Here is a 17,602-nt window from a genome sequence, read left to right as displayed (position 1 = left end):
AATAAATCCCCCTTAGTTTTATTTATATTCGTTTATGATTTTTTTTGCTAAATCAGGATAATTTCCTATAATAATATCAATACCTTTTTCAATTAAATCTCTCATATCCTCTTCTTTATTAACAGTCCAAGTATTTATTTCAATTCCATGAGATTTAATTTCTTTTACTATATCTTTAGTCATATTAGCAAAATGAGGATGATAACATTCAATACCTAAATTTTCAGTATATTTACCAGCATCAACAATCCATGTTTCACTTAATAATCCACATTTTAATGAAGGAGCTATTTTTTTCATTCTTAATATAGAATAATGATTGAAACTAGAGATTATAACTTTTTCTTCTAATTTATATTCTTTAATTAATTCCCAAACTTTTTCTTCGATTCCAAAATATTCGTTAATTCCTGTTTTTAATTCAATATTTGTAATAATATTAGTATCTTTTACAAGTTCAAAATATTCTCTTAAAGTTGGTATTTTATTAAATCCCATTTGACCTCTAAATTTAAAAGAAGCATCAAATTTTTGTAATTCCTCATAAGTAAAAGAAACTACAGTTCCTTTTCCATCAGTAGTACGGTCAATAGTTTCATCATGAATAATTACTACTTCTCCATCTTTAGTAAGTTGAACATCTAATTCAATTCCATCAGCCCCTACTTCTACAGCTTTTTCAAAAGCAAGCATAGTATTTTCAGGATAACATCCACTAAATCCTCTGTGAGCAAAGTTTTTTGTCATTTTTCCCCCTTATAAATATTTTCTTTTTTTAGAATAACATGAAAAAATATTTTTTTCAAATTTGTTTACAATTATTTAAAGTAATTAACATATTTTTAACATTAATATATATTATAATATTTATTAATGTTAAAACTTAGTAACAAAAAAAAGAGAAACACTAAAAAGTTTCAAATTTTTTAGCTTTCTCTCTAATCACTAAAGCTTATTAAATTTAATGATAATAGTATATATCTATTTCTATTTTTTGTCAAGTTTTTTTATATTATGTTAAATATTTTATTATTTTGTAAGGAAATATTTTAAATTAAATAAAATATTTGTGTTAATTAATTAAAGAATTTAATTAAAATAAATAGAATATTCATTTTTTTTGTTATTTTTTAAAAAAGTGTTTGACTATTTTAGTATTTAGTGCTATAATAAAACTCAACAAGTTAATAAAAAGTGGAGATAGAGAGGACTTTTTCATATTTTAATGGGGGAGTCTATTTTTTTTAAAGGAGGTCTAAGATGAATGATTCATTTAATTTAGTATTATTAAATAAAGAAATAATTATTAGAATACTAGTAGCTATCATAATTGGTGGAATGATTGGTTATGAAAGAGGTGTTCATAATAGACCAGCAGGATTTAGAACACATATCCTTGTGTGTTTAGGAGCTTGTATTGTTTCTATGGTTCAAGACCAATTAAGAGTTAATATTATAAATTTTGCTTTGATTTATCCAGAAGTTTCTCAAGTAATGAAGACAGATTTAGGACGAATAGGTGCTCAAGTAGTTAGTGGAATAGGTTTTTTAGGTGCAGGAACTATAATGAGAGAAAAAGGAACAATAGGAGGACTTACTACAGCAGCTTCAATTTGGGCAACAGGATGTTTAGGTCTTGGAATTGGTTGGGGATTTTATTCCCTAGCTTTACCAGCAGGGATAGCTATTATAGTTGTTTTAGTAACATTAAAGCAAATCGAAACATCTCTTATTAATAAAAGATATACTGTTGATTTAGAAGTAATCTTTAATGAAAATGAATGTATAAATTCAAATGTGGCAGAGATTTATAATACTTTGAGAGAGATGAATATAAAAATAAAAAATATAAAGAAAATAGAAGAAGAAAAAATGTTCACTTGTTCTTTAATCGTACCAAAGCAATTTGATACATTTGAGTTAATGTCAAATATCTCTCATAAAAGTTACATCAATAGTGTAAATATAAAATAGCTAATACATATTCTCCCAAGGAATGTTTGTATATACAAAAAATAGACTTAAGTATAAAATACTTAGGTCTATTTTTCTTTTATTTTTATAGTATTTTAGAATAAGTTTTTACTATCCTCATAATATTAGTAGCAGTAAAAATTCCAATAGACATAGCTCCAGCAATAATAAAAGTACTCATGCCCTTTTCAAAAGCTATGAGATAATTTTTTTCAATTATATTATACATCATATAATAAATTCCTCCTCCAGGAGCTAAAGGAATAAGAGCAGCTATAAGTAAAGTTGTTACAGGTGTTTTTAATTTTCTAGCCATTATTTCTGAGTATATGGATAAGCAAAGAGTTGCTAAAAAATAAGTTGGACCATCAGATAAATAAAAATATTTTCCCAAAAGAAAGATAGCCCAACTTATTCCACCTGCTATTCCAGTATGAAAAAGATTTTTTCCTTTTATATTAAATATTATTCCAAAACCAATAGTTGTTATAATAGCAGCAATTACTTGGATAAAACAATTATTAAAATATACATCCATTTTTTCTCCTAATGTAAAAAAAGTTTTAAGGCAATTCCAGACCCAATAGCAATAGATGTTCCTATCATAACTACTTCTAAAAGTCTAGAAATTCCAGTTACTAAGTCTCCAGAAAAAATATCTCTCATAGAATTAATAAAAGCTACTCCAGGAACTAGTATCATAAGAGTAGAGATAATAGTGATAGAAGTTTCAGAAATAAAACCTATATATTGAAAAAAACAAGCTGATGTTGTAGCTATAAATCCACACAATAAATTAGTAAAAAAGGAACCTAATATTAATTTATCAGATAATTTTGAAAAAATAGCCACTATAAATCCTGAAATTAAAGAAGCTATAAAATCTTCAATTTTACCCAAAAAAAGTATAGAAAAAAAACTACTTCCTAAACAAAAGCCTAGTGTATTAATAATAAAATTATTTGGCTTTTCTTCTATTATGTTTTTTAAAGTTGTTTCAAAACTTTCGATATTATAATTTTTAATATTCTTAATCAAAGAGGAGATTTTATAAATTTTATCTAAATTAGTACCTCTATTTTTTACTCTTCTTACTAAAGAGATAATCTCTCCTTGAGAATTTTCAAAAGTTATAATTATACAAGTTAAAGTAGCAAAACATTGAGGAAAAAAACCAAAATAATTGGCAATAGTACAAACACTATTTTCTACTCTATATACCTCAGAACCATTTTTTAAAAGATTTTCACCTATATCTCCTGCTAAATTAAGGACTCTATATTCAAATTCTTTATCCATTTTTCCCTCAAAAGTATGTAAATATTTTCCAAATTAATTAATAAAAAAGAAGTTTATAAAGGGGAGTATAAGATTTTGGTGTAAAATATAACTCTCCTTTTTAAAAATTAGTTTTCAATTTTATATTTATTTTTTAAGTAAGAAACTACTAATAGACATAAAACAGTCATTACTAACATATAGATGAAACATAATTTAAATCCAAATTGTCCAGGATATTTTCCTAAGAAGAAACCTGTTAACATATGGAAATATGTATCAGGGATAAATCCAATGAAAGAAGCAAATCCAATAAATAATCCAGTTCTTTCTTTAGGAACTCCAATTTCACCTAATGAAGAGAAATAAACTCCTCTGATGGCAAAGTTTGAGAATTGAGCTAGTCCCCATAAAGTTATGATTATGAAAGTAAAGTTTATATTAACTGGAACTATCAAATATAAAACAAGAGATAATACAGCAAGAACAAGCATATAAGTAACAACTTTTAAAGTTGATTTAAATTTATCAACTAGTGTACCAGCTACAGCAGCTCCAAAGAATCCAACTACATAAAGCATAAACATAGATATTCCAGAAGCTTTAGTAGAACTTACATTAAATAATCTTGTTAAATATGGAGTTATTAAGTTCATTCCAATATGGAAGTGATAAGCTGTGAAAACCATTAAACCAAAAATCCAAGCTTTAGGTTCTTTAGAAATAGTAAACATATCTTTTAAAGAAATAGCAGATTTTTCTGTACTTTCAACATTTTTTAATAGGAATAGTAATAAAATTCCTATAGAAATTAATATTGAAGAATAAATTATTAAAATCCAAGTCATACCAATTCTTTCAACATCAAATCTAGCAAAAATAGCCAAAGCTGTATAAGAAATAATTAGACCAGAAATTTGTTTTCCACCTTCCCAGAAGCCAAACATTTTTCCAATATCTTCACCAGTAGCTAGTAAACGAACAGCTTTTATAGCAACAGACCAATAAGTTAAACAAACAACAGCTCCATAAGCTATATGTATTAATAAAACTATATTATAATTAGGAAAAGTAGAATAAATTAAACCTAAGAGACCTTGTGCTATAAAAGAAAAACAAAGTAGATTTTTAGCTTTGAATTTATCTGCTACCCAACCTCCAGGAAAATAACAAACCATTGAGGCTATACCAAAAGAACTTGTTAAGACACCTAATTGAATATCATCTATTTGTAATGCTTCAATTAAAGCATCATAATAAGAGTATTTTAAATAAGGAATTTTAAATACTAAACCACCAGCTAATGCTAGAATAAGTAATGTTATCCAGTTTTTAGAAAGTTTTTTACTCATTATTTATCACCTCTATTAAAATAATTTATAACAGTTTCTACAGTAACTAATGATAGTGGAAATAAAATACTATCATCAAAATCAAATTGTGGATTATGGTTACTTATTGTATATTTTTTATCTTCATTGTAATAACCAATATAGAAATAAGCTCCTTCTATATTTTTTTGTTTTAAATGTCCAAAATCTTCTGAGCCCATAGAAGCATTTTGGAGAAAAATTACAGAATTTTCCCCTAAAATATTTTTTGCTGAAATTTCTATAATTTTATTTAAACTACTATCATTTTCAACAGCTGGAATATTGGCTAGTATATTTACAGTAGCTTCTCCATCATAGATTTCAGCTATATTTTTAGAAAGTTTCTCTAACATCTCTACAGCTTTTTTTCCAACAGAATTTTTTAAACTTCTTATTGTACCAGAAAGTCTTACACTTTCAGGAACTATATTATCTTTTGTTCCTCCATTAAAAGTACAGAAGTTAATAACTAATGAGTCTAAAGCATCAAATTTATTAATTATCATTCCAGGGACTTTTTGAATTATATCAGTTCCTATAAAAATGGGATTGATATTTTTATGAGGATAAGCTCCATGTCCTCCTACTCCTTTAATTAATATTTCAAATACAGTGGAAGCAGCACACATTTCATTTTCTTTTATTCCTATTTTTCCTTCTGGAATAGGCATAACATGGTATCCTAAAACAGCGTCAACATTTGGATTTGAAAGAACTCCTTCATCAACCCATTCTTTTGCTCCACTACCTAATTCTTCTGAATGTTGGAATAAAAATTTTATATTTCCATTTATCTTATCTTTATTGTCTAAAATAATTTTGATTGCTCCTAATAAAGCTGCTGTATGTCCATCATGTCCACAAGAGTGCATAACATTTTTAGTTTGAGATTTATAAGGACAATTTGTCAATTCCTCCATTGGAAGAGCATCTATATCAGCTCTTATTAAGATAGTTTTACAATTTTCAGAATTATTAGGATTTTTAAATATTCCAACAATTCCTGTTTTATTCTTTCTTTCAACAATTTCTAAACCAAGTTTTTCTAATTCTTCTTTTAATACTTTAGTAGTATTGAATTCAAAATTACTTAATTCAGGATTTTGATGTAAATATCTTCTAAAATTTATAATTTCTTCTTTTAAACCATCTCTAATTTCTAAATCATTAATTTTCATTGGCACCACATCTCTTTACAAAGAATTTAAATATTTCTAAATGGTCATTGTATTTTTCAGTTAAAGCTTCAGGATGCCATTGAACAGCAAAAATATTATTATTTTTATGTTCAATAGCCTCTATTATTTTATCATTAGAAATGGCAGAAATTTTTAAATCTTTTCCTAAATTTCTAACAGCTTGTGTATGGAAAGTATTAACTCCTATTTTATCTTTATTTAATATTTTTTCTAAATAACTATTTTTAACTAAATTAACATCATGATAAAGATAATATTTTTGAGTACTATTTGCCATATGACATTCTACATTTTCAACTTCATTGTAGACATTTAGATAAAGGTCTCCTTTAAAGAAAGTATTTATAAGTTGCATTCCTCTACAAATACCTAATACAGTTTTATTTTGTTCATAAGCCTCTTTTAAAACTTCTAGTTCAACTAAATCCCTTATAGGATTAATTTCTGTGATTTCTCTTGTAGAGTTTCTTCCATATAGATGTGGCTGAATATATTCATTACCACCAGTTAAAATAATTCCATCTAATCTGTTAACTAATTCTTTAATTCCATCTATATTTTCATTTAAAGGAATTAGTACTGGAATACCTCCAGCAAGAATAACAGAATCAGCATATCTTTTATGTACTATAGAGTACATACCTTTTATCCCATCTTTCATTTCATCAAAAGTAGTTATTCCAATTAAAGGTTTCATAAATCCTCCTTAAAAAAATAATTTATAAGAATAAATAAGCAATTTTCATACCAGCATTTAAATAAAAATAATAATTTAAAAATAGAAAATAATGATTTATAAATATACAAAATATTATAAAAAAAAGAAAATAAATAAAAATAAAATAGAAATATTATTATTAAAATTTTATTTATAAAAAAAGAGATTATTACATAATTTATGTAATAATCTCTAATTATTGAAAAATAAAAATAGAATTTTTGTTTTTACTCTTCATTTATTAAATTTAAACCTTTTTCAGTTAAAGAACATCCTTTTCTACCAACTTCTATTTTAATATAATTTTCTTTTGCCAATTCAGATAATATCTGTTTAAATTTATAGATTGTTAGATTATCATTTTTTAAAAAATTAAATATTTTATTTTGTCCTATATTATTTCCAATTATTTTTATATATTTTAAAATTTTTAGTTTAATTTCATCATCAAAATTTTCCTTTTTAAAGTTAAGATATTCTGGAAGTGGGGAATTAGTATCTCTCATAAGTAACCAATATTCAGCTACATTTCTTAATTCTCTTATATTTCCTTTCCAATAATGATTATTAAGAGCGTTTTGAATATTTTCAGGAATTTTTATATTTTTATCTCCTATAAATGTTTTAAAAAGAGGAGTAATATCTTCTATTCTTTTTCTTAAAGGAGGAACACTTAAAGGTAAAACATTTAATCTATAAAATAAATCTATTCTAAATTTATCCTCATTCATTTCTTTAAATAAATTTTTACTAGTAGCTGAAATAAATCTTACATTAATATTAATATTTTCTTTTCCAGCTATTCTCATAATTTGTTTTTCCTCTATAGCCCGTAATAATTTTGCTTGGAATGATATAGGCATATCTCCAATTTCATCTAAAAATACAGTTCCATTATTAGCTTTTTCAAGAAGTCCTTTTTTTCCAGAAGATAAAGCTCCTGTAAAAGCTCCTTTTTCATATCCAAATAATTCACTTTCAAATAAATTTTCAGGTATAGCAGCACAATTAATAGCAATAAATGGGAAATTTTTTCTAGAAGAATTGTTATGAATTGATTGAGCTAATAATTCTTTTCCTGTTCCACTTTCTCCCGTTATCAATATAGTATTATCACTTTTAGAGTAAATCTTAGCTTTTTCAATACATTCTTTCATAAGGTCAGATTTATAAATTATTTTTGAAAAATTATATTTTGCTAGAAAACCATTAGAAATCAATTTTTCTTTTATAATATCTTCCATTTTTTTAATTCAGTAATATCTTTAAGAGATATTAAAAGATATTGATTATTATATAGTTTAATTTGATTAAATAAAATATAATAAAAATTTCCTTTTATTTCAATTATGTCATTTTTTTTATTTTCAAAATTCTCAATATGTAAATTAGATTCTATAATTTTGAAAAAATATTGATTTATTTCTAAAGGGATATTAAGAAAATCACAGGCTCTCTTATTGAAAAATAAAATTTTATTCTTATCATTGATTAAAATAATACCATCACTATTATTAGTTAATAATCCTTCTAACTCTTTATTTTTTAGATATAAATCTCTATAATGTTCTTCAATTCCATTTTTTATAAAAACAATTTCATCAATATATAAAAGTATATTATTGATAATTTTTATATTTTCATTTAATTTTAATTTATTTGCAATAGAAATAATAGTAAATAAATCTAATACTCTAACTCCTAAATCAATTATATTTGTGATTCCCTTAGGAACTTTTTCTTTTATTCCTGGTGTAATAGCATATTTTATATAAGATAAATCCTTTTTTTCTTTTTCATTATAGGAAATTAGTTTTAAATATTTATATTTAGTCCTATATAATAAAGAAGTTAGTTGTAAAGTTGTTTCATAAAAATCATTAACAACTAAAATAGGTTCATCTTTTGGCAAAACTTCTAGTTTTTTTAATACTTCTTTTTTTATAGTTCTAGAAATAATTATAACATTTTCTTTATTTTTTATATGATGGCTATATTTTTCAAATCTATTTTCTAACATAAATAGGATAACATCACCATCAATAATATCATTTTCTTTTATGCTATTTAGATATAGATTTTCAATTATTACATAATTTTCAAAGATTTTTTTTAGTGTATTTTTTAAATCTAAAGAAAGTTCTCCTTTAAAATCGGTTAAAATAATAATTTTTTTCATATTTTCCCTCTCTTCTATTGAAATTATTTTTTTATGATTTTATCAGTTATAGGTAAAATTAAGATATTTAATCAAATATCTCTTTTAGATTATCAGATATAGTTCTAGTTATTGGACGATTTGAAGTTTGAGTAATAAAACCTTTATTTGTTAAAGTTGTTAAATGTTTCTTTAAAGTTAATATAGATTTAAAATCCATATAAGTTAGTAATTCTTTGTCAGATAAAGGATTTTCTTTAGCAAAAATATAACTTTGTATATAGATAATTAAAATAGTTTTTTCAATATCTTCAATATTATTTTGCTTAGCTGTATAAGCAAAAGCAAAATTTAATTTCTCTATTTTATCCTTTAACATTTGGATAATGCTTTCTTGTCCTTTTATAATAAACTTAAGCATACCAGTTATAAAAAAAGTAACTTCTCCATAATTTTTAACATTAGAAGTTTCTAAAAATAAGTCTGAATAAGTTTTTTTGTCACTAAAAATTGCATAAGAAAGAGATAAACCTGTAAAGATATCTATTTTTCTTGCAAGATACATAGAAAAAAGAAGTCTTCCAAATCTACCATTTCCATCATAGAAAGGATGGATATATTCAAAATAATAGTGAACAATAGAAGCTTTTATCAATGAAGGAATCTCTTTTATATTCATAAAATTAATTAAATCATTAAGATGAGAAATTATATTTTCTTCTGTTGTATCTCCTGTATGAATATTTCTAACTCCATTTGAAATATTTATTTTATTTTTTCTAAATAATTTTCCATCTAATTGATTTTCTGGATTTTTTAAAATATCTTCAGAAAAAATATCATCATATATTTTTCTAATCTCTTCTGGTGAATTTATATTAGTAATATTATTATCTATAATTTGTATATATTTATTAATTATTCCAGAATAACGAGTTGTTTTAGTAGAAGCCATACTTTCATAAATCTCTTTTTTAGTAGAATAAACTCCCTCTATACCATTTGTTCTATTAATCTCATTTGTCATTATATCTTTAATACAAGCTTTACGAGCTACTTCTGGAAGTAGTGAAGCTAAAGATAAAATATCTTTACTATTAAAAAAAATTTTTTCTTGCAATAAAGATAATTCATTTATTGGAAGATAAAAAAGAGAAAACTCATTTTTAGTGACTCTTTCTCCTCTTAATATGGGAAATATTTTTAGATTAGTATTATAAGAACAAATATTATTAATTCTTTGTAAATATATTTCTTCTGTATTAAGGCCCTTATAATATAATTTTGTTAAAGGTTCATATATTTTCATAAAAAACCTCCTTTTTATATTTATATTATATAATATCATAAAACAAAATATAAAAAAAGCTATTTTTATATTTTAAATTATAAAAAATAATAATAAAAATATAAAATAGCTTATTATTTACCCTCTTATTATTTTATCAGCTACAAGTAAAGCTTTTTTATGTTCTAGCACATCATGTACTCTTATAATTTCCACACCTTTATCAATACTTAAAATATTAGTAGATATAGTTCCCTCACATCTCTCTTTAGGTGGCACATCTCCAAGTAAAGTACCTATAAATCTTTTACGAGAAGTACCAAGTAGTATAGGAGCAATATCTTTTAACTCTCCTAATCTTCTTAAAACTTCAAGATTAAGAGTGATATCTTTACCAAAACCAATTCCTGGGTCAATAAAGACATTTTCACGAGGAATATTATTATTGTCTATAAGCATAAAACTTTTTTCAAAAAACTTTCTCATAGATAACATAATATCTTCTTTGTACTCTTTAGAATTTTGGTTGTGCATAACCACTAATATTGGTTTGTATTCTCCAACAATTTTAGCCATCTCTCCATTGTCATATTGAAGCCCCCATACATCATTTATAATATGAGCCCCTGCTTTTAAAACTTCCAAAGCTACTTCCCATCTATAAGTATCAACAGAAATTAAACAATCTACCTCTTTTACAAGTCTCTTTACAACAGGTAATACTCTATTAATTTCTTCTTCAACAGATATTTCTTCATGCCCTGGACGAGTAGACATTCCACCTACATCTATAATATCAGCTCCATCTCTTATCATTTTTTTTGCATGATTTATAGCTTTGTCAATATCATAATAATCTCCACCATCAGAAAAAGAATCTGGAGTAATATTAAGTATTCCCATAATCAATGTTCTTTTACCAATTTCTAATTGTTTATCTTTTGTTTTTATAATTTTCATAAACTCTCCAATCTTTTAGTTGATATAGTCAAAAATATTTTTTAATCCTATTATATGTTTTTCTAAAATATGATGAAATTTTTCTATAAAAGTATTTTCATCTATTTCTAAAATAAAAGGTTGTTTCATAAAATCTATAAATCTTAAATAACTTAATATATTATAATTATCTGCAACTGAATTTTCTCCACCCCTTTTTTCTAATATAGTGATTTTATCTTTTAAGTAACTATTAGTTTCATTAAAATTTGTAATCTTTTTTATGAAATCAATACATTGATATTTAGTTAAATGATTCATATATTTGTATTCTAATTTTTTATCTAATATATTATTTAAAGAATTTGAACTTGTAATATATATTGGATTTGAGTAACTACATTGATTTATTCTCAAAAGTATTTCAAAACTAGAATAAAGTTCTTGAGTATTTTCATTAGGATAATATTTATTTAAGAGAAGTTTAAAATTAGTATCATTAATTTTTTTAGAAAATTTTTCATTTGAATAACGATTAGCAACTCCTATTTCTGTTCCTATGAAAAAAACTAGTTTTTTTTCTTTTTCAAAATAACTATCGAAATAAATATTTCCAATATTTTTTTCTCCAATTTTTTTAATAATTATTCTTCTAGTTTTTTTATTATATTCTAAATCAAATTTTTTTTCTAAAATTTTATAGTTTGGAGAAGTAAAATACATATCTATAAAATTAGAGAATTTTTTATTAAGTAAATAATAATCATTATTTTCAAAAGCAAAGGTAAAATCAGATTCTGAAATTTTTTCTGTTTTTGAATAATGACCTAATAACTCCATATAATTTAGAAAATGAAAAACAATTTTATTATTATTGATATTTTTATTAAGATAGTTACAAACTTCTTTAAATGTTTTAAAAATAGTATCTTTTTTTAAAGATAATATTTTTTCTTTGTGATTAACTAGTTGGAATGGGTCTAAGTCCCAAAGCTTAGTTTCTATTCCTATAACTGTATCTAAAAAATTATTTTTAAAAATAAAAATCCAACCATCTAATCTAGCGTCACCTTTATAAAATTTTGTTAAAAGTATATCTTTTATTTTTTCAGCTCCACTATGTTTATTTTCATCAATTTCATCTAATAATTCTTTTGTTTCTTTAGGTAAAATATTTTCTAAATATTTTTTATAATTATTTTCATTTAATTTTTTTATATCTATATCAATATCCAAATTAAGTATACTATTATATTTTGTATCTCCCCAAACTTTTCCTGAAGGATTAAATCCTATCAAAAATTTCTTAGAAGTTTTTGCAATAGTTTCTTTAGAAATATAGGGATTTTGTAAATCAAATGTAATAGTTATATCTTCTGTATAGTTTAAATTTTGATTAGTAAAAAAATTTATAAATTTTATTTGTTCTTGTTTTGAAAGAGAAGAAAGAGTAACAATAAAAGCTCTAGTTAAATTATCTTCTAAATAAGGATTTCCATTATAATTCCAAAATAAATTTAAGTGTTTATCAAAACTTTTATTCATAATTATATACTCCTAAAAATTAAAAGTTATGATTTAATATACCATATTTTAATAAAAAAATATATAATTAATAAAATAAAAATAGTTACTAAAAGAGCAACTATTTTTAAATAAATATAAAAAATTCTAAAATTTTAATATTAATGTATATATACATTAATATTTTTTTATTTTTCCTCTAATAATTTTTTTAATTCCATTATAGAAGCTCTTTTAATAGGGTGGATTACATAAGGTGCTATCTCAAAAAGAGGCTCTAAAACAAACATTCTATCACACATATAAGGGTGAGGAACAGTCAAATTTTCTGTATTTATAATATCATTATCAAATAGTAATATATCTAAATCAATAATTCTAGGTCCCCATTTAATAATTCTTTTTCTACCCATTAAAAGTTCTATTTCTAATAATTTTTCAATTAATTCAGAGGCAGTCAAAAGAGTTTTAACCTCTATACAAGCATTTAAAAACATATCTTGCTCTGTATAACCATAAGGTTCTGTCTCTAAAATTGTACTAACTTTTGTAACTTTAGTATCTTCCAATTTTTTAATATTTTCAATAGCTTCTAAAAGGTTTGCTTTTTTATCTCCCATGTTAGAACCAAGAGAAAGGTAAGCAGTATGCCATTTTCTAGTAATTTCTACAGCCACAAAATCAAAATGTTTTTTGATTGGAGCCCAAGGTTTTTTTATAGTTACTTTTACTTCAGTTATAAGTTTATACTTAGTAAGTATCATTTGGGCAATTTTTTCAGCACAAGTTTCAATTAAATCAAAAGATTCACTAAGAAAAAGTTTTTCAATATCATCAGCTACAAAACCATAGTGAGTAGATGAAGATAAATCTCCAGTCTTTCCAGCTTTTCTAGTGTCAGTAGTCATTTCTACAGAAATTATAAACTTTTGTCCTAAGAATTTTTCCTCTTTGAAAACTCCATGATTAGCTATAAGCTCAAGATTTTCAATAATAATTTTATCCATTTTATATATTCTCCTTAAAAAATATTAATGTATATATACATTAATATAAAAAATTTAATACTTTAATCATTTAATTTTAATAATGTCATAACCTCTAGTTTTTTAGATGAGTTATCTTTAAAAATTCCCTTTTCACAAGATGTAATAATCTTTGTACCAGGTTTTCTAACTCCTCTCATAGTCATACAAAGATGTTCAGCTTCTACTATTACAAAAACTCCCATAGCTCCTAATCCCTCATAAATAACATTAGCAATTTCTTCTGTAAGTCTTTCTTGTAATTGAGGTCTTTTACATAGAATTTCAATAGCTTTTATAATATCTCCAAACCCTATAATTTTTTTATTAGGGATATAAGCAAGAGAAATTTTTCCAAAAAATGGTAAAAAATGATGTTCACACATAGAATAAAAACTTAGATTTTTTTCTATTATTATATTATTATTATCACAATCAAAAGAATTTTTAAAAAAGTCCATTGGATTAACTTTCATTCCTGAAAAGAAATCTCTATAAAATTCCTCTATTCTACTTGGTGTATTTTCAAAAACTTCTTTATTAATATATTTTTTATCACTATCTAATTCTAGCAAAATATTATCAAAAGATTTGCTTATACTCATAAATAATATCCTTTCTAATTTATACTTATTTTTTCTTCTTAATTTTTTCTAAAATATCAAAAGAAATTTTAGAATCATATGTATAATCTTCATAATCTTTAAGAAGTTCACTAGCAAAAGCATTAGCTTCATTTTCCAATATGCTTTTTTTAATAAGTTGTGTACGATTTAATAAAAATGCCATATCTGATATATCATGACAACAACAATGCCCTAACTCGTGGGCACATACTACCATTTTATCAAAATCACTTAGATTTTCATTGATACATATAAGTTTTTTTCTAAGTCTTTTGATAGAATATCCTTTTATCTCGCCTAAATCAGCATAAATAATGATGATTTTTAGATATTCAGCAAGTTTGAAAGGATTAGCCGTTCCCCAAACTTTTATTAATGTTCTAGCCTTTCTTTTTATATTCTTCATAACCATATACCTATTTATTTTTTCTTTTATTTGCTAACTTTATAGTAAAAAATGCTTCTTGTAGAGAGTCAAAAAGTTTTTGCTTATCCTCATCAGAAACCTTTTCATCTTGGAAAAATAAAAGAGCATCTCTCATAAAATCATCATGTTGAAGTCTTTCTCTCTTATTAAGATTTGTAACTCTAGGGTCGTCACTGGATATAACTTCTCTTCCTAAAAAAGCACTATCTAAAATATTTCTCTCCTCTGTTGTAAGGTTTAATACTTTTGCTATTTTTCCAAGGCTTTTTCTACTTCCGTGGCTTTTCCCTGTTTCCATATCTCCAATAGTTCCATTTCCAAGTCCTGTAAGTTCAGCTAACCTCTTTATAGTAAGTCCTCTACTTTCCCGAAGCTCCTTCAAAACAATGGACAATTTTTTTACTGGCATATTCACACTCCTAACTAAAGTTCAATAACTTTTTAGTTCGTCTATTTCGTATCTAGGCACTAATATTATACATTATTTTCTAAAAAAAATAAAATTTTTATTGACAAATACGATTTCAACGAATATAATTAAGAAAAAATGTGAATATTTTTTTTTAAAAATGTTATACGAATATAACGTATAAAAAGGGAGGTATTATGTATAAATATCAATTTCCATTGACATTAAAACAGATGAGGCATATTTTTTATTTATTGGGATTGTTAAGTAAAAAATATGGAAAAACTAAAGAGGAGTTAAAAGAAGAATTAAAAAAAGAGTATTGTAAACTTACCAAAAGAGAGATTTTTTCTTTTAGTCCTTATGAATATAATTCTCTTTCATGGAAAGAAGCAAATATTTTTATTGAATTTTTAAGATTAAAACTTTATGGAGGGTTAAATGGAGGAAAAAAATAGTTTTGAATTTTTAACAGATGAGGAAATTTTAGAAAGAGCTAAACCTAAAAATGAAGTAAATAGATTGATGTTAAAAAATATTTTATTAAAATTTGGGGAGTTAGGAGAATTAACATCTGTAGCTAGATATTTAAAAGTCAGTAGACCTTTTTTATATAAAGCTTTGGAAGAAAGAAAAATTTTATCTGTAAAAATAGGAGTAAAAAGAATGATAGTAATAAGAAGTATATTGAATATTGTAGATTAAAAAATGTATATGAATAATAATAAAATTTTTTGGAATTAAAAATCGAATATTTCGTATAAAGGAGAGGTTATGGACACTAGAACAGTATTGAGAAAAGAGATTAAGGATTTGGTTACTAGAGAGGGAATCAGTAGACAGAATATAAAACTTGATAGTATAGAAGCTTGTAGAGAGGTAATTGAAAAAATATACAGAGATAAGTTTAAGAAAGAATTTCAAATAGAGATTAATAAATTAAAAGATATTATTAGAAAAAAAGATAAAAGAATAGAGGGACTTATTGAATATAATAATTATCAAAATTTGATTATGGAGGATATGGAAAAATATATCCAAGATTTAATAAAAAATACCTATGAAGTATAAAAAATAAATTTACTGTAAATAGGTGTAAACTGGCGATTTAACTTTATAAAAAAATTTTGTTACAATTTATGTACAGAGAAATAAAATAAACAAATACAAAAGGAGTGATGTGAAATGAAAAATTCAGAAGCAAAAATCATAGTTCAGGAGTCTTTAGACAAATTAAAGGAATCAATAAAAAGGGAGGTAAATTACAATAAGGAATTAGCAGATGATAAACTTACTTTAGCTACTTTAGAAAAAATGAAGTTAGATGGAGAGCCACTTCCAGAACCTTGTCCTTATACTTCTTATGATGAATGGATTGAACAAGTAAATAAGGAGATTAAATCTGGAGAAGCTTCTATAGGAAGAATAGGAAAAGAAAAAGCTGAAATAGTAGCTTTTGAGTACTTTATAGCTAATGCTCAAGATGAATAGTTTGTAGATAGGGGATATTAAAACAAAAGGAATATCCCCTTTTCTCTAAAGGGGGTCTTATGATATTAGGAGTATTAAAAAAATTTTTTACTACATCTATAATAGAAAGAGTAGTAGTTGTATTATTAAAAGAATTGGTAAAAAGGACTGATAGTAAAATAGATGATAAAATCTTTAATGAAATTTTTGGACAGATTAAACCTAGTGAAAAATGAATATTGAATTTATAAAATTTATAGCTACAATTTTTCTAGGCATATTCACAGGCTATAAATATATTGAAAGGGAGTTAAATAAAAAAGCTAGTAAAATTGAAGTTCAAAAAAATATTGAGAGTATTTTAAAGGAGGTAGATAAAAAGGTTGATAAGATACTCTATGATAGAGAAATTGAATTTTTAAAGAAAAATATAGAAGAAAATTCCAAAAATCTCTCTAGTAAATTAGAAGAAATGAGAGAAGATATGAAAATTATAAAAGAATATTTGTTAAAAAAGGACTAATTTATATTGGTCCTTTTTTATATTATTACAAGAGAAAAATATTTAATAATAAAGAAATATTGAAATTTGTAAAATAAATATAACAACAAAAATACAAAAGTTATTTTTTTATAAATGTTTAATACTAAAATGAACGGATTTATATTACAATGGTCAAAAAAATGCAATAAACGGATTGCTTTTTTTTTTTTTTTTTTTTGCAGTAAAATTATAATATATTTATATTTTTTATAAAAAAAATTAACATTTTTCGACTTTTTTCAATAAAAAAATAAAAAATTATTTATTTTATAAAAAAAAGTCAAAAAAATAATAAAAATGGAGGAAAAATATGAAGAAAATAGTTATATCTTTTTTTATTTTCTTTATTTTATTAGGACAAAAAACTTTTACAGATGGAAGAATAGATAAAATATTAGAAAGTAAAGAAGTAGTTGTATCTAAGTTTTTGGAATTAAAAGAGGCTGAAAAACAAGTAGAGGTTTTAAAAGGAAGTTATAATGAAAAAGTTCAGAAGAAATTAGATAAGAAATATGAGAAGCTTATAAAAAAATATTCTAAGGAAAAAGAATACACTCTAAAGGAAAAACAAGAAATATTAGAACTTCAGAAAAAAGAGTATGAAAGAATATTTACTGAATTAGAAAAGTTAGAAAATAAATAGTTTTTCT

Annotated in this window: 23 protein-coding genes; 8 read left to right on the top strand and 15 right to left on the bottom strand. The window is 23.8% G+C overall.

What is annotated here, in order from left to right:
- Positions 1–18: 18 nt before the first annotated feature.
- Positions 19–747 (bottom strand): glycerophosphodiester phosphodiesterase, encoded by a 729-nt coding sequence (locus T364_RS0104665; protein ID WP_027128542.1) that lies wholly within the window; start codon positions 745–747, stop codon positions 19–21.
- A 513-nt stretch (positions 748–1,260) separates the two neighbouring features.
- On the opposite strand from T364_RS0104665, the gene T364_RS0104660 reads away from it, so the two are divergent.
- A complete protein-coding gene (locus tag T364_RS0104660; protein ID WP_027128541.1) occupies positions 1,261–1,974 on the top strand; it encodes an MgtC/SapB family protein in 714 nt (237 codons plus the stop codon).
- Positions 1,975–2,059: 85 nt separating this feature from the next.
- On the opposite strand, the gene T364_RS0104655 is transcribed toward T364_RS0104660, so the two are convergent.
- The 14 genes from T364_RS0104655 to T364_RS0104595 all read right to left on the bottom strand — a co-directional run bounded on the left by T364_RS0104655 (position 2,060) and on the right by T364_RS0104595 (position 14,938).
- Complete coding sequence (locus tag T364_RS0104655; RefSeq protein WP_027128540.1) at positions 2,060–2,512, bottom strand: threonine/serine exporter family protein; 453 nt, start codon at positions 2,510–2,512, stop codon at positions 2,060–2,062.
- A gap of 8 nt (positions 2,513–2,520) precedes the next feature.
- Positions 2,521–3,273, bottom strand: coding sequence for a threonine/serine exporter family protein (locus T364_RS0104650; protein WP_027128539.1), 753 nt, complete (start codon positions 3,271–3,273; stop codon positions 2,521–2,523).
- Between the two features lie 107 nt (positions 3,274–3,380).
- Positions 3,381–4,604 (bottom strand): MFS transporter, encoded by a 1,224-nt coding sequence (locus T364_RS0104645; RefSeq protein WP_027128538.1) that lies wholly within the window; start codon positions 4,602–4,604, stop codon positions 3,381–3,383.
- Positions 4,604–5,803 carry a M20 metallopeptidase family protein gene (locus T364_RS0104640; RefSeq protein WP_027128537.1) on the bottom strand — a complete coding sequence of 400 codons (1,200 nt, stop codon included), beginning with the start codon at positions 5,801–5,803 and terminating at the stop codon, positions 4,604–4,606. The genes T364_RS0104645 and T364_RS0104640 overlap by 1 nt, the downstream gene beginning before the upstream one ends.
- A complete protein-coding gene (locus T364_RS0104635) occupies positions 5,793–6,521 on the bottom strand; it encodes a gamma-glutamyl-gamma-aminobutyrate hydrolase family protein (protein WP_027128536.1) in 729 nt (242 codons plus the stop codon). Before T364_RS0104635 ends, T364_RS0104640 begins: the two co-directional genes overlap by 11 nt.
- Positions 6,522–6,769: 248 nt before the next feature.
- Entirely contained in the window at positions 6,770–7,786 is a 1,017-nt protein-coding gene (locus tag T364_RS11050; RefSeq protein ID WP_081775671.1) for a sigma-54 interaction domain-containing protein, read from the bottom strand.
- A complete protein-coding gene (locus T364_RS11045; RefSeq protein WP_081775670.1) occupies positions 7,771–8,721 on the bottom strand; it encodes a PAS domain-containing protein in 951 nt (316 codons plus the stop codon). The genes T364_RS11050 and T364_RS11045 overlap by 16 nt, the downstream gene beginning before the upstream one ends.
- Before the next feature lie 67 nt (positions 8,722–8,788).
- On the bottom strand, positions 8,789–10,009 hold the full coding sequence (locus T364_RS0104625; RefSeq protein WP_027128535.1) for a Fic family protein: 1,221 nt from the start codon (positions 10,007–10,009) through the stop codon (positions 8,789–8,791).
- A 117-nt stretch (positions 10,010–10,126) separates the two neighbouring features.
- On the bottom strand, positions 10,127–10,948 hold the full coding sequence (gene folP, locus T364_RS0104620; protein WP_027128534.1) for a dihydropteroate synthase: 822 nt from the start codon (positions 10,946–10,948) through the stop codon (positions 10,127–10,129).
- Between the two features lie 15 nt (positions 10,949–10,963).
- Positions 10,964–12,472 carry a hypothetical protein gene (locus tag T364_RS0104615; protein WP_027128533.1) on the bottom strand — a complete coding sequence of 503 codons (1,509 nt, stop codon included), beginning with the start codon at positions 12,470–12,472 and terminating at the stop codon, positions 10,964–10,966.
- 167 nt (positions 12,473–12,639) lie between these two features.
- On the bottom strand, positions 12,640–13,458 hold the full coding sequence (folK, locus tag T364_RS0104610; protein ID WP_027128532.1) for a 2-amino-4-hydroxy-6-hydroxymethyldihydropteridine diphosphokinase: 819 nt from the start codon (positions 13,456–13,458) through the stop codon (positions 12,640–12,642).
- Between the two features lie 62 nt (positions 13,459–13,520).
- Positions 13,521–14,081 (bottom strand): GTP cyclohydrolase I FolE, encoded by a 561-nt coding sequence (gene folE, locus T364_RS0104605; RefSeq protein WP_027128531.1) that lies wholly within the window; start codon positions 14,079–14,081, stop codon positions 13,521–13,523.
- A 25-nt stretch (positions 14,082–14,106) separates the two neighbouring features.
- Entirely contained in the window at positions 14,107–14,508 is a 402-nt protein-coding gene (locus T364_RS0104600; protein ID WP_027128530.1) for an ImmA/IrrE family metallo-endopeptidase, read from the bottom strand.
- A 10-nt stretch (positions 14,509–14,518) separates the two neighbouring features.
- Complete coding sequence (locus tag T364_RS0104595) at positions 14,519–14,938, bottom strand: helix-turn-helix domain-containing protein (RefSeq protein WP_035945367.1); 420 nt, start codon at positions 14,936–14,938, stop codon at positions 14,519–14,521.
- Between the two features lie 197 nt (positions 14,939–15,135).
- Between T364_RS0104595 and T364_RS0104590 the strand changes: the two genes are divergently transcribed.
- The 7 genes from T364_RS0104590 (at position 15,136) to T364_RS0104560 (ending at position 17,595) form a co-directional block, all read left to right on the top strand.
- Positions 15,136–15,396 (top strand): hypothetical protein, encoded by a 261-nt coding sequence (locus T364_RS0104590; RefSeq protein WP_027128528.1) that lies wholly within the window; start codon positions 15,136–15,138, stop codon positions 15,394–15,396.
- Positions 15,380–15,643 carry a helix-turn-helix domain-containing protein gene (locus T364_RS0104585; RefSeq protein WP_027128527.1) on the top strand — a complete coding sequence of 88 codons (264 nt, stop codon included), beginning with the start codon at positions 15,380–15,382 and terminating at the stop codon, positions 15,641–15,643. Before T364_RS0104590 ends, T364_RS0104585 begins: the two co-directional genes overlap by 17 nt.
- Before the next feature lie 69 nt (positions 15,644–15,712).
- A complete protein-coding gene (locus T364_RS0104580; protein WP_027128526.1) occupies positions 15,713–16,009 on the top strand; it encodes a hypothetical protein in 297 nt (98 codons plus the stop codon).
- 114 nt (positions 16,010–16,123) lie between these two features.
- Positions 16,124–16,429, top strand: a complete 306-nt coding sequence (locus T364_RS0104575) for a hypothetical protein (protein WP_027128525.1) — start codon at positions 16,124–16,126, stop codon at positions 16,427–16,429.
- 59 nt (positions 16,430–16,488) lie between these two features.
- Positions 16,489–16,644, top strand: a complete 156-nt coding sequence (locus tag T364_RS11185; protein ID WP_169733516.1) for a hypothetical protein — start codon at positions 16,489–16,491, stop codon at positions 16,642–16,644.
- Entirely contained in the window at positions 16,641–16,931 is a 291-nt protein-coding gene (locus T364_RS0104565; protein WP_027128524.1) for a hypothetical protein, read from the top strand. Before T364_RS11185 ends, T364_RS0104565 begins: the two co-directional genes overlap by 4 nt.
- A 331-nt stretch (positions 16,932–17,262) precedes the next feature.
- Complete coding sequence (locus T364_RS0104560; protein WP_027128523.1) at positions 17,263–17,595, top strand: hypothetical protein; 333 nt, start codon at positions 17,263–17,265, stop codon at positions 17,593–17,595.
- The last annotated feature ends 7 nt before the right edge of the window (positions 17,596–17,602 follow it).

The sequence above is a fragment of the Fusobacterium perfoetens ATCC 29250 genome, assembly GCF_000622245.1.
Classification (GTDB): domain Bacteria; phylum Fusobacteriota; class Fusobacteriia; order Fusobacteriales; family Fusobacteriaceae; genus Fusobacterium_B; species Fusobacterium_B perfoetens.
The sequence above is the reverse complement of the archived record's forward strand: the minus strand, read 5'-3'. Positions and strand labels throughout refer to the sequence as shown.